This window comes from Nocardia sp. NPDC005366, assembly GCF_040606855.1.
Classification (GTDB): Bacteria; Actinomycetota; Actinomycetes; order Mycobacteriales; family Mycobacteriaceae; genus Nocardia.
In genome coordinates, this window is sequence record NZ_JBEXFQ010000002.1 from 229029 (window position 1) to 241890 (window position 12862).

At 67.9% G+C, this 12862-nt stretch carries 12 protein-coding genes; 6 read left to right on the forward strand and 6 right to left on the reverse strand.

From position 1 onward, the window contains the following. The first annotated feature begins 101 nt into the window (after window positions 1–101). Both ABZS43_RS03330 and ilvD read left to right on the forward strand, forming a co-directional pair. Entirely contained in the window at window positions 102–737 is a 636-nt protein-coding gene (locus tag ABZS43_RS03330) for a PH domain-containing protein (protein ID WP_355034174.1), read from the forward strand. Window positions 738–958: 221 nt separating this feature from the next. After that, complete coding sequence (gene ilvD, locus ABZS43_RS03335; protein WP_355034175.1) at window positions 959–2800, forward strand: dihydroxy-acid dehydratase; 1842 nt, start codon at window positions 959–961, stop codon at window positions 2798–2800. A 47-nt stretch (window positions 2801–2847) separates the two neighbouring features. Here the strand turns inward: ilvD and ABZS43_RS03340 are convergent, their stop codons facing one another. Further along, a complete protein-coding gene (locus ABZS43_RS03340; protein WP_355034176.1) occupies window positions 2848–3861 on the reverse strand; it encodes a DoxX family protein in 1014 nt (337 codons plus the stop codon). Window positions 3862–4070: 209 nt separating this feature from the next. Between ABZS43_RS03340 and ABZS43_RS03345 the strand changes: the two genes are divergently transcribed. Next, window positions 4071–5171: a PQQ-dependent sugar dehydrogenase gene (locus tag ABZS43_RS03345; RefSeq protein ID WP_355034177.1), complete on the forward strand. Its 1101-nt coding sequence runs from the start codon at window positions 4071–4073 to the stop codon at window positions 5169–5171. A gap of 118 nt (window positions 5172–5289) precedes the next feature. Here ABZS43_RS03345 and gatB read toward each other — a convergent pair whose 3' ends face one another. From gatB to ABZS43_RS03360, 3 genes are all read right to left on the reverse strand, one after another. Next, window positions 5290–6795, reverse strand: a complete 1506-nt coding sequence (gatB, locus tag ABZS43_RS03350; RefSeq protein ID WP_355034178.1) for an Asp-tRNA(Asn)/Glu-tRNA(Gln) amidotransferase subunit GatB — start codon at window positions 6793–6795, stop codon at window positions 5290–5292. A 113-nt stretch (window positions 6796–6908) separates the two neighbouring features. Further along, window positions 6909–8285, reverse strand: a complete 1377-nt coding sequence (locus tag ABZS43_RS03355) for an alpha/beta fold hydrolase (RefSeq protein ID WP_355034179.1) — start codon at window positions 8283–8285, stop codon at window positions 6909–6911. Window positions 8286–8420: 135 nt separating this feature from the next. Beyond that, window positions 8421–9092 (reverse strand): helix-turn-helix domain-containing protein, encoded by a 672-nt coding sequence (locus ABZS43_RS03360; protein WP_355034180.1) that lies wholly within the window; start codon window positions 9090–9092, stop codon window positions 8421–8423. A gap of 63 nt (window positions 9093–9155) precedes the next feature. On the opposite strand from ABZS43_RS03360, the gene ABZS43_RS03365 reads away from it, so the two are divergent. Both ABZS43_RS03365 and ABZS43_RS03370 read left to right on the forward strand, forming a co-directional pair. Further along, complete coding sequence (locus ABZS43_RS03365) at window positions 9156–9458, forward strand: hypothetical protein (protein WP_355034181.1); 303 nt, start codon at window positions 9156–9158, stop codon at window positions 9456–9458. Continuing rightward, entirely contained in the window at window positions 9455–9862 is a 408-nt protein-coding gene (locus tag ABZS43_RS03370; protein ID WP_355034182.1) for a hypothetical protein, read from the forward strand. The genes ABZS43_RS03365 and ABZS43_RS03370 overlap by 4 nt, the downstream gene beginning before the upstream one ends. Before the next feature lie 19 nt (window positions 9863–9881). On the opposite strand, the gene ABZS43_RS03375 is transcribed toward ABZS43_RS03370, so the two are convergent. Next, window positions 9882–10253, reverse strand: coding sequence for a hypothetical protein (locus tag ABZS43_RS03375; protein WP_355034183.1), 372 nt, complete (start codon window positions 10251–10253; stop codon window positions 9882–9884). A gap of 52 nt (window positions 10254–10305) precedes the next feature. Beyond that, complete coding sequence (locus ABZS43_RS03380) at window positions 10306–11340, reverse strand: ATP-dependent 6-phosphofructokinase (RefSeq protein ID WP_355034184.1); 1035 nt, start codon at window positions 11338–11340, stop codon at window positions 10306–10308. Between the two features lie 448 nt (window positions 11341–11788). Between ABZS43_RS03380 and ABZS43_RS03385 the strand changes: the two genes are divergently transcribed. After that, entirely contained in the window at window positions 11789–12829 is a 1041-nt protein-coding gene (locus ABZS43_RS03385; RefSeq protein ID WP_355034185.1) for an NAD(P)-dependent alcohol dehydrogenase, read from the forward strand. The last annotated feature ends 33 nt before the right edge of the window (window positions 12830–12862 follow it).

The following is a 12862-nucleotide window of genomic DNA, read 5'->3' on the forward strand; positions in this document are numbered from 1 at the left end:
AGCGGGCGTGAACCGATGAGTCAAACAGATGACCCAGTGCGTCCCATTATGTGGGACAGTGCGGCTGCTTGTGTCCATTCACCAGATGCGAGGATGGTGGTGTGTCATCACCGCATCAGTCCGTGCCACCACCTGAATCGTCCCACACCGCGCCCGAGGGATCGGATACGGGTAGCTCGATCAGCCCGGACCGGCCACGGCCGGAAACGAAGGTCATCCGCACCCCGCGCCTGGCGTTTCTCGGCGTGGTCGTCCTGCTGATGGGCACATTCTTCTTCTTCGTCGGCGCGCCCGCTTTCCTGTGGTGGCTGCTGCTGCTCCCGGCCGCGGTGGGGATCTGGATCCTGCGGACCCAGACCACCGTGTCGGACGCCGGACTCGATCTGCGCACCGTACTCGGCACACGGCATCTGGAGTGGGCGCAGGTCAAGGGCGTGCGGATTCCCAAGCGCGGATTCGTCCGCGCCCATCTCGACGACGATTCCGAGGTGACGCTGCCCGCCGTGAGCTACGACCGCTTACGGGAGTTGATCACCGCGTCCCACGGCCGGATTCCCGACCTGTTCACCGCCGCGGAAGCGGCCGAGGAACGGGCATGGGCCGAGCGCGAGGCCACCGAAAAGGCAGCGGAGAAGGCCACAGCGAAGGCCACAGCGAAGGCGGCAGAGAAAGCCACAGAGAAGGCGGCAGCGAAGGCGGTGGACGACGCCGATGCGGACCCGAAACCGCGAGAGTGACGACAGCGCCCGCCCTTTCGTGTGATGGATGACACGGGTGGGGATAACCACACTCCGCACGGCGACGGACTGATAACGCCGCGCGCACGGGACGCGCACCCCGATGACACACTCCGATTCCCGGCGTAAGCGGCCGAGTCCGCCGGGAGTACCGTGGGGTGGCCGGCGAGCCGGCTCTGCGCTGTCGCACATCAGCCCCCGCGACCCATCGAGGACCCTCCATGCCACCGCTTCGTTCACGCACAACCACCGTCGGCCGCAACGCCGCCGGAGCCCGCGCCCTGTGGCGGGCCACCGGTATGACCGACTCCGATTTCGGTAAGCCGATCGTCGCCATCGCGAACTCCTACACCCAGTTCGTTCCCGGCCACGTGCACCTGAAGGAAGTCGGCGAGATCGTGGCGGCGTCGGTGCGCGCCGCCGGAGGCGTGCCGCGTGAATTCCATACGATCGCGGTCGATGACGGCATCGCCATGGGGCACGGCGGCATGCTCTACTCGCTGCCGTCGCGCGAGATCATCGCCGACTCGGTCGAATACATGGTCAACGCGCATACCGCCGACGCGCTGGTGTGCATCTCGAACTGCGACAAGATCACCCCGGGCATGCTGAATGCCGCTATGCGGCTCAATATCCCGACGGTCTTCGTCTCCGGCGGTCCGATGGAGGCGGGTAAGGCGGTCGTGGTCGGCGGTGTCGCGCAGGCGCCGACGGATCTGATCACCGCCATCTCGGCCAGCGCGAATCAGGCTGTGTCGGAAGACGGTCTGTCCGAGGTCGAACGCAGCGCCTGCCCGACCTGCGGCTCCTGCTCCGGCATGTTCACCGCCAACTCCATGAACTGTCTCACCGAGGCGCTCGGTCTCGCGCTGCCCGGCAACGGTTCCACGCTGGCCACCCATGCCGCGCGCCGCGCCCTGTTCGAGCGGGCGGGCACCGTCGTCGTCGATATCGCCAACCGCTGGTACCGCGAGGACGACGCGTCGGTGCTGCCGCGCAATGTGGCCGACGAGAAGGCCTTCCGCAACGCGATGGCGCTGGATGTGGCGATGGGCGGATCCACCAACACGGTGCTGCACACGCTGGCCGCCGCGCAGGAGGGCGAGGTCGACTTCGATCTCGAGACCATCGACGAGATCAGCCGCCGGGTGCCCTGCCTGTCCAAGGTGTCGCCGAATTCGGATTACCACATGGAAGACGTGCACCGGGCGGGCGGCATCCCCGCCATCCTCGGCGAGCTGCGCCGCGCCGGACTGCTCGAAACCGATGTGACGACGGTGCATTCCGCGAGCTTCGACGAATGGCTCGACACCTGGGATATCCGCTCGGGCAAGGCTACCGAGGAAGCGATCGAATTGTTCCACGCCGCACCCGGCGGCGTGCGCACCACCGAACCGTTCTCCACCGAGAACCGCTGGTCGTCACTGGATACCGACGCCGCGGGCGGCTGCATCCGCGATAAGGAGCACGCCTACACCGTGGAAGGTGGTCTAGTCGTGTTGCGCGGCAATATCGCCCCGGACGGCGCGATCCTCAAGACCGCGGGTATCGATGAGGAGCTGTTCTCCTTCCAGGGCCCGGCCGTGGTGGTCGAGTCGCAGGAGGAGGCGGTCTCGGCGATTCTCGGCAAGAAGATCAAGCCGGGTGATGTGATCGTCGTCCGCTACGAGGGCCCCTCCGGCGGCCCCGGTATGCAGGAAATGCTGCACCCCACCGCCTTCCTGAAGGGCGCGGGTCTCGGCAAGCAGTGCGCGCTGATCACCGACGGACGCTTCTCCGGTGGTACCTCCGGGTTGTCGATCGGGCATATCTCGCCGGAGGCGGCCAGCGGCGGGGTGATCGGCCTGGTCCACAACGGCGATCAGATCCGCATCGACGTCGCGACCCGAACCCTCGAGGTGGTCGTCGACGACGATGTGCTGGCCGAGCGCCGCGCGAAAATGGAAGCGTCCGAACGGCCTTGGCAGCCGCTGGCTCGCGAGCGCACCGTCACGACCGCGCTGCGCGCCTACGCCGCCCTCGCCACCTCGGCCGACAAGGGCGCGGTCCGGCGGGTTCCGTAACCCCGGCGGCCGAGCGCCCCTCGTCGGGTGACGAGGGGCGCTTTCGGTCAGTCGAAGGGACCGATGCCGGTGAACGGATTGCCGCCGTGCAGATACCAGTAGGCGCCGATGGCCGCGACCACCGCGAGCACGAGGACACCGAACGATCCGTATGAGGGACGGGTCGCCCAGCCGCGATTGCGGTCGAACGACCAGCGCCCCGGACCGGTGAGGATGATGACGGCGGCGGTGCCTGCCAGAACGCTTTCCAATTCGATGCCGGAGGGCACGCTGCCGCGGTACTGGAAGCCGGGGATCATGCCCTGCTTCCAGGCCCACGCGTCGAGGATCACCGCGAGCACCGCACCCGCGGCCAGCGGCGTCACCAGGCCGAGCGCGAGCAGCGCGCCGCCGCCGAGTTCGCCGACGGTCACCAGGAGGGCGCATACGGTGGCGTGATCCCAACCGCCGTCGGCCATCATGTCGCGGGTGCCGTCGAGTCCGGGACCGTTGAACCAGCCGGTGAGCTTCTGCAGGCCGTGGTAGACGAAGGTGCCGCCGACCACGAGGCGCAGCAGGAACAGTCCCAGATCGAGGGTGCCGCGGCGATTGTCGACGGTGCGGCGGCGCAGCGATCTACTCGGCTCACCGGGCGGGTTGGCGGCCGGGGGGATGCTCGCGTAGGAATACGCGGATTTGGCGCCCGCCGCCGTCGTGCCTGCCGACGTCGTGCCTGCCGCCGTCGTGCCCGCCGCCGTCGCGCCCCCAGCCGTCGCGCCCCCAGCCGTCGTGCCCCCAGCCGTCCCGCCCGCGCCGGGGGCGTCGGCGGCCGTAGCTCCGGTACCGGAGGTATCGGAGCGCGCGGACACCGTCGGCACGTCCGGCCCTGGATCGAGACCGAGTTCGTCATCGGTGCGCGGCACGTCGGCACCCGAATCGGGGCTCTTGGTCATTCCGACCCGGGGTAGCTGCCCGGTCGGCGAATCGTAGGGGCTGCCGACGCCCCGACCGGTCGACACCGAGGTCTGCTCGCCGGTCGACGGCTCGGCGAGCCCGGATGTGTCCTTCGTCTTATCGGCCACGGCCGCGCCTCTCTGTCGCTCGATTCCACCGGGCCGGATGGGCGTCAATGGTTCGCTCGCTCCGCTCACTCACGGGCATACCCTATGCCGCGCGCTGCGGTCGGACTGCCCAAACGCGACGGCGTGTCAGTCACCCCGCCGATGCCGGACGGCGCACGACACCCACCCGGGAGGGGCGCGTCCGGCGGTATTTCCGTAACGTCTGAGCCATGAGTGTGGTTGTCGTTGGTCGCGTCGTGATGTGTCTGGCGCTCGGCTCCCTTCTGGTGGCCGGATGCGCCCGGTTCGACGATTCGGCGTCGAGCCCCTTCACCCCGGAGCCGACGTTCGAACCCGCCGATCCCAAATCGCCCCAGAACACGCCGCCCTCGACCACGCGTCCGAGCGGTCCGTGCATCGATCCCGATCCGGCCGTGGTCGCCACCTGCCTGGACACGACCGGCGGCATCATCGGGATCAGCGAGGGCGCGCTGGTGGCCGAACGCCGCACCGGCCGCATTCTGAAGGTGGTCGATCCGGATACCCCGCCGGTCGAGATCGCCAAGGTCGATGTCGACGGATCGACGGACGGCGGACTCAGCGATATCGCGCTGTCCCCCACCTTCCACGAGGACGGGCTGATGTACGCCTACATCACCACCGGCAGCGACAACCGCGTGGTCCGCATCGCCGAGGGCGGCTCGCAGAAGGACATCCTGACCGGAATTCCGAAGGGCCAGAACGGTAATCACGGCGCGCTGGAATGGGCGACGCCGAATCAACTACTCGTGCTCACCGGTGACGCGGGCAATCCAGGTCTGGCGTCGACCCCGTCCTCGCTGGCGGGCAAGGTGCTGCGGGTCAACGCGCCCGCGCCGGGCGCGGCAGCCGAGATCGTGATCTCGGGGATCGGCGTCGCGGGCGACCTGTGCCGCGACGGCAAGGACAGCGTCTGGATCACCGACCGCACTCCCGCCGAGGATCGGCTGCAACGTCTCGGCCCCGACGGTCAGGTCACCGTCGCGTGGACCTGGCCGGACCGTCCCGGCGTCGCGGGCTGTGCGGCCGCGGTCGACGGTGTCGCCGTCTCGCTGACCTACGCGAAGGCGCTGGCGCTGGCCGCGGCCGACGAGAAAACCCATGCGATCACCACCGCGCCGAGTCTGCTGTCCCAGGACAAATACGGTCAGCTCGGCGGCGCGACCATCGGGCCGGACGGCAGCTTCTGGGTGGGCACGGTGAACAAGACCGATGGCAAGCCCGGTCCCAATGACGATCGCGTCGTGCGCATTCCGCTGCCCCAGTCCGGCGGAGGCGGCGGACCCGACTAGGGATATCCGGCCATGACGAACGGCGCTCACCTACCGTGAGCGCCGTTCGTGTATCCGGGTGTCCGACGACGACTGCGCACCGTGACCGTGCGGACCGGCGGCGGTTACGCCGAGGCGATCACGCGCAGGCGGCCAGCACCAGTTCGCGGACACGGGCGGCATCGGCCTGACCGCGCGTGGCCTTCATGACATCGCCGACGATCTTGCCCGCGGCCTGAACCTTGCCGGAGCGGATCTTCTCGGCGATATCCGGGTTCGCCGCCAGCGCCTTCTCGACCTCGGCCTGCAGGGCGCTGTCGTCGCTGACCATGCCGAGGCCCCTGGTCTCCACGATCTTCGCCGGATCGCCCTCGCCCGCCAGCACGAAGTCGACGACCTGCTTGGCGACCTTGTTGTTCACCGTCTTGGCCTCGACCAGCCCGATGACCTCGGCCACCTGGGCGGGGGTGATCGGCAGATCCTCCAGGGAAACCTCGCGCTCCTTGGCCTTTTCGGTGAGGTAGGCGACCCACCACGACCGCGCCTCGTTGACCGGGGCCCCCGCGTCGACGGTGGCGATGATGAGATCGAGCGCGCCCGCGTTCACCAGATCGCGCATGACCTCGTCGGAGAGCTCCCATTCGGACTGGATGCGGGCGCGCCGCAGCCACGGGTACTCGGGAATGGTCGCCCGCAACTCCTCGATCCGATCCGCTTCCGGCGCAACAGGTTCCAGATCCGGTTCGGGGAAGTAGCGGTAATCCTCCGCGGTCTCCTTGCGGCGGCCGGGCGATGTCGCCCCGTCGGCCTCGTGGAAGTGGCGGGTCTCCTGCACGATGCTGCCGCCCCCGGCGAGCACCGCGGCCTGGCGACGCATCTCGAAGCGGACGGCCACCTCGACACTCTTGAGCGAGTTCACATTCTTGGTCTCGGTGCGGGTGCCGAATTCCTTCGCGCCCACCGGCATCAGCGAGACGTTGGCGTCGCAGCGCAGCGACCCCTGCTCCATCTTCACATCGGAAACGCCGAGCGATTTCAGCACTTCGCGCAGGGCGGTCACGTAGGCGCGAGCCACCTCGGGCGCGCGCTCGCCCGCCCCGGTGATCGGCTTGGTGACGATCTCGATCAGCGGCACGCCCGCCCGGTTGTAGTCGAGCAGCGAGTGGCTCGCGCCGTGGATGCGGCCCGTCGCACCACCGACGTGCAGCGATTTCCCGGTGTCCTCCTCCATATGCGCGCGCTCGATATCGACGCGGAAGACGCTCCCGTCATCGAGCACCACATCGAGGTAGCCCTCGGTCGCGATCGGCTCGTCGTACTGGCTGATCTGGTAGTTCTTCGGCTGATCGGGGTAGAAGTAGTTCTTGCGGGCGAAACGGCCCCACGGGGTGATCGAGCAGTTCAGCGCGAGGCCGATCCGGATCGCCGACTCCACGGCCTTCTCGTTCACCACCGGCAGCGAACCGGGCAGCCCCAGGCAGACCGGGCACACCTGGGTATTGGGCTCCGCGCCGAATTCGGTCGGGCAGCCGCAGAACATCTTGGTCGCGGTGGACAACTCGACGTGGACTTCCATGCCGAGCACCGGCTCGTACCGGGAGATGACCTCGGCGTACTCCATCAACTCGGCGGTGGGTGCGCTCATGCCCTGGCCTCGCTGACTGTGCCGGATTTTCGCTCGCTACGCTCGCTCATGGGGTTCAGTCTAGGTAAGCCGCGCCGACCTCCCGATGCCGGGCGGGCGGCGTCTCACGGGCACTACTTCGGCGGGAAGCGCTGGGTGAGCCAGGCGGTGACATAGGTCGGCACTTCCGGCGAGACGGTGGTCTCGATGGTGGCGTATTCACTGGTTTTGCCGGTTTCGGTGGGCTGCATCAGATGATTCAGGCCGAGGAAGGTGTGGACGGTGACATCCGGGTCCGACGCCAGCAGATCGCGCATCGGCTGCTCGTTCTGGGCCGGAATCACCTGGAGATCCTTGTCGCCGAAGAAGGCGAGGACCGGAATACGCAGCGCCGAGAGCGCCGGGGCCGGATCGTATTGGATCAGCGCGGCGAAATACGGGGTGACCTGCGCACCGACCTCGGCGTCCGGAACGCGTTGAGCCTGCGGCAGTGCGGCGTTGGCGCGCTTCAGCAATGCCTTCGCGCCCTCGAGATCGCCTGCCTTCAGCAATGCGGCCAGTTCGGCGGTTTCGCCCACCTGCTTGTCGATGTTCTCGGCGGACGCGCCGTTCGCCGCCATGATGACACGGGTCTGCTCGACCAGTACCTGGTCGCCGGGGACAGCCGGGCCCGCCATCAGAATGGCGAAGGCGACGCCGCTGTCGGGCCGGGAGGCGACCAACGGGGCCAGGTAGCCGCCCTCGCTGTGACCGAACAGTCCGACGCGGGCCGGATCGATATCACCTCGACCGCGCAGGAAACTCACCCCGGCCGCCGCGTCGCCCGACAGGTCGGCGTAGTTCGCCGCGTCCAGTGTGCCGCCGGTGCCGCCGACGCCCCTGTCATCGGTGCGCAGCACGGCGTAGCCCGCGCGGGTCAACGCATCGGCCAACAGCAGAAAAGGTTTGTGGCCCATCATCTCTTCGTCGCGGTTCTGCGGGCCGCTCCCGGTGATCATCAGCACCGCGGGGAACGGTCCGCCGCCCCTCGGACGGGTGAGCGTGCCGGCGATGGTGATATCGCCGTTGCGGTAGGTGACGTCCTCGGATTGGTACGGGAACGGCGGCTTCGGCTCCTGCGGACGCGCGAGCCCGGCGACCTTCCCCCGTTCCAGGGTCAGCGGGAAACTCTGACCGGCCTGCGTGAAATCACCGGTGATGCGGTCGGATTCGTAGCGGCCACGGAAGGCCGGATCACCGGGAATACCGGGGATGGCGAATTCCACGCCGCCGCGGTCGGTCCGCACATCCTTCAGCGCGACGTCCCGCATGCCCTGCGCGGGGATATCGATGGTGGCGGTGCCGTCATCGGTGAAGCTCACCCCGATGTCGAGACCTTGGCCGGGAAGCTGGATGGCGCCGTGCCAATCGCCGGTAGTCGGCTCGGGCGGATTGGAATCCGACGAGCAGGCCGCCACCACTACGGTGGCGATGATGGTCAGTGTCATCGCGATCAGTCGCCCGGTACGCATACCCGCCACCGTACCTACGGGGGCATGATCAGAGTCCTGTCGCAGGCGAGGGACTCCCGGGGCGAGAGCGCCGCTGCGGTCGGATGTCGCCCGACCGGGCGGGTCAGCTGTCGTCCTCCGGTACCGGTCCCGCGTTCAGCGCGAGAGGATCCGCGGGTCGCGCAGGAGCAGGCGATTCCACGCGTCGGCGAGCCAGTCGCGGAAACGCTCAGCTGTCCAATTGCGTTCGCCGACAAGGAGTACCCAGTATTCGGTGGCGTTCATACTCCAGATGATGTCGGCGACCTCATCGTCGGAGAGGTCGTCGCGCAGTTGCCCCGTGTCGCGCAGGTCGGCCGCGAACTCACGCATATTGCGTGCGCGCCGCTCGCCGATTTCGGCCCAGATCCTGGCGCACGAATCGTCGCTCGTCGCGGCGTCGCGCAGGGCGAGGAAGATGGGGGCGAGCCGCTGCTGGAGGGCGGTCAGCGCGTGCGCGTAGATCATGATCTTGTCTTCGGCTCCTGTCGCCGCGCGGATGGCGCGGACGTAATCCCGTTCCCGAGCCGGAATCGCGTGGTCGGTACCGGATAGCGCGGTTTCGACGAGTTCTCGGAGCAATACCGGCTTGCGGCCGATGGATGCGTAGACCGTGTCGACGGAAACGCCCGCCTGCGTGGCGATCTCGGCCACCGTGGTGGCGGCGTAGCCACGCTCTACGAACAACTGTCGTGCGGCGTCGAGGATCGCGTGACGCGTATCCGCCGCCTGCGCGACACGCCGCGGGGCGTTGTATCGCCGCTTGTCTGCCTTGACGTTCTCATTCATCGACGCCTATTCTACCCATATTCATCCGAAACAGCTTCGGACGAATTCAGAAGGGATCCGGCCATGGTCTACGCCTACATCCAAGATGTCCCTATCGGCGAGGAGCTCTACCAGCGGATCATCGACGAGTTGGGTCCCGAACCGCTCGACGGCTCACTGATCCACCTGTGCGTGCGCCGCGAGGACGGCGGGCTGCGCTATATCGACGTGTGGGAATCCGAGGCGCATTGCGCTCGCGCCTTCGAAGAACGCATCCACCCCGCCGTCGACGCCGCCTTCGGGGGCGCCCGCCCGGGGGAGCCGACGGTTCAGCACCTGGATATCGTGCACGCGACCGGCTCGCTCGTCGTCGGCGAGAGCAGGTGACGAAGGCTTTTTCCACGGCGGCGCGCTATGTCTTCGCGTGCGCGGTGATAGGCATGATGGCCGGGTGCGGAAATTCATCGGATACCTCCGATGGAGCGGCCTCGGCGGCGCCGTCCGCGTCGGCTGTTCAGCCGACCGCCGAGGCATGCGGCAACGTCGACCGGATCACGGAGGCCGTGGCGGAATTCGGCGTCACCGATATCTCGATCATCGGCCAGTGCACGGCCGTCGCCATCGAGACGAACCTGGCCGACGATGCCTCCGGCGCTGCGACCGGACGCCGAATCTGCACTGCAGCAGCGACTGTCGCCTATACCGACGACGTCAACAGCATCGCCGTCACCGCCGCCGACGGGTCCGAACTCGCGATCGGCATCAAGGGAGCATCTTGCATCGGGGATTGAGCGATCCGGCGAGAAATCCTCACGCTTGCTCGAATTCCGCGATCGCGTCGCCGCCACTCGAGCGACGAGCCAGCGTGACCAACTGATCGCGCACATATTCGCCGAGTGGCTGCCCGACGGCATGCGCGCGGCGACCGAGCCGGTCGAGCGCATCGCCTGCCAGGTCATAGGTGCGGACGAGCGCGACGGCGTCGGCATCGAATACCGGGCCGGGCTGACAACCCTGCGTCTCGACGAAGTCGACCACCGCGTCCTCCGGCATCCGCGCCCGCGCGCGGGTGATCAGTTCCCGCCGAACGTATTCGGCGGGGGCCAGTCCCGCCTCCCGCGCCCGGCGACGCAGGACATCGGCGGTCGCGGTGGGCAGGTCGTCGATGTCGATGAGTGCCATGACTACCAGCGTAAGCGGGGCGCGCGTCCCCGGCCAGGGGCGATATGCCTCGTCAGCCGAAGAACGCCTCCGCCTCACGGTAGCGACTTCCCGGGACGCGCTTGAGCTGTTTGGTCGCCTCCGACAGCGGGACCAGATCGATCTCGGTGCCGTGCAGAGCGACCATCTGACCGAACCGCTTCGCGTGCACGGCTTCCGCGGCATGCAGGCCGAATCGCGTGGCGAGTACCCGGTCGTAGGGTGTCGGGCTGCCGCCGCGCTGGACGTGGCCGAGCACGGTGGTGCGCACCTCTTTGCCGATGCGGCGTTCGATTTCGGAACCGAGCTGCTGGGCGACACCGGTGAACCGCTCGTGACCGAATTCATCGATACCGCCCTCGCGCAGCGCGAAATCGGATTCCGGCGCGGGATGCGAACCCTCGGCCACCACGCAGATGAAGTGTTTGTCGCCGCGCTGGAAGCGGCGCTTGATCATGGTGCACACCTCGTCCACGTCGAAGGGCACCTCCGGCACCAGCGTGAGGTGCGCGCCCGCCGCCATGCCCGCGTTGATGGCGATCCAGCCCGCGTGCCGTCCCATCACCTCGATCAGCATGACGCGCTGATGTGATTCCGCGGTGGTGTGCAGGCGGTCGATCGCCTCGCTGGCGATGCTCAACGCCGTGTCGTGGCCGAAAGTGACGTCGGTGCAATCGATGTCGTTATCGATGGTCTTCGGAACACCGACGACGGGAACGCCTTCGTCGGAAAGCCAGCTGGCGGCGGTGAGCGTGCCCTCGCCGCCGATCGGGATGAGTGCGTCGATGCCGTTGTCGTCGAGGGTCTGTTTGATGCGCGGCAGGCCGTCGCGCAGGACGTCCGGATTGGTGCGCGCGGTGCCGAGGATGGTGCCGCCCTTGGTGAGCAGCCGGTCGGTGCGGTCGTCGTTGAGAATCTGGATCTTGCGGTCCTCCAATAGGCCGCGCCAACCGTCCTCGAAGCCGACGATCGCGTCTCCGTACCGTCCGTTCGCGGTGCGAACGACAGCGCGGATGACCGCGTTCAGTCCTGGACAGTCTCCGCCTCCGGTCAAGACTCCGATGCGCATGGCGGATATCTTGCCCCGCCCGGCGTACTCGAGGGCCCGCGCCCCCGTGAACCTTGGGTTACCAGCTGCACTCACCGTGGATCTCCGGATTCGTTCAGTAGATAAAGCGACATGTGCATTCGGGTTGCGCACTACCCCCAGTCTCGGCGCCGGTGGACGATTCGCAAACCGGACAGACCATCCCCGGTGGAATTCGCCCGTCCGGATTTGCGCTACGCCGTCGATCCGACCGATCTCGCTCTCATCCATCCGGGACCCGTCCCAGGCCGTATGATCGGAGACAGCCGTCATGCGGCCTGACCGCTCGGGTATCGAGCGGCATATTCGTGCGTCACGGCTTATTTCGAAGCGGCCGCGGGGTGCCGACAGCGCCCGGTGGACAAGCTTTCCGTTGTGATTCACGAGCGTCGACCGCCCGCTACGAGAATTCGACCACGGAGGTATCGCGATGAAGGCCCTTCAGTATCGAGAAATCGGCGCGGCACCCGAATTGGTCACCGTGCCCGACCCGGAGCCGGGGCCGGGCCAGGTGCTGCTGAAGATGTCGGCGGCGGGGGTGTGCCACTCCGATATCGCCGTGATGTCCTGGCCTGCGAGCGAATTCCCGTTCCGGCTGCCGCTGACATTGGGCCACGAGGGCGCGGGCACGATCGCGGCACTCGGTGACGGGGTCACCGGCGTCGCGATCGGCGATTCCGTCGCCGTCTACGGTCCGTGGGGCTGCGGCAGGTGCCCGCCCTGCGCGGCGGGCAGGGAGAACTACTGCCTGCGTGCGACCGAACTGGGCATCTTCCCGCCCGGATTGGGCGCGCCGGGGGCCATCGCCGAGTACATGATCGTGGACGACTCCCGCCATCTCGAACCGCTCGACGGACTCGACCCGGTGCGGGCGGTGCCGCTGACCGATGCCGGGTTGACCCCCTATCACGCCATCAAGCGGTCGCTGCCGAAACTCGTCCCCGGCTCGACGGCCGTCGTCATCGGTGCGGGCGGACTGGGGCACGTCGCCATTCAACTGCTGCGCGCGGTGAGCCCCGCGCGGGTGATCGCGATGGATATCAGCGAGGACAAACTCGAACTCGCCCGCGCCGTCGGGGCCGACGAGACCGTGATCTCCGACGAGAAGGCCGCGGACCGGGTGCGCGAATCGACCGGCGGGCGCGGCGCCATCGCCGTCTTCGATTTCGTCGGCGCACCATCGACCGTCACCACGGCGGGCGCGTGCGTCGCGATGGAGGGTGATGTGACGATCATCGGCCTCGGTGGCGGCACCCTGCCCATCGGCTTCGGCGTGCTGCCCTTCGAGGTCACCGTGACCGCACCGTACTGGGGTAGTCGCGGCGAATTGCGCGAAGTCCTCGACCTCGCCCGAGCGGGCGCGATCGAGGTGCACGTCGAGACATTCGGCATGGACGAGGCGCCGCTGGCCTACGAGCGATTGCACGCGGGCAAGATCGACGGGCGCGCGGTGATCCTGCCCAACGGGTGAGGTGATCGATTCCGCTCGGCCGACTCGAAAGTC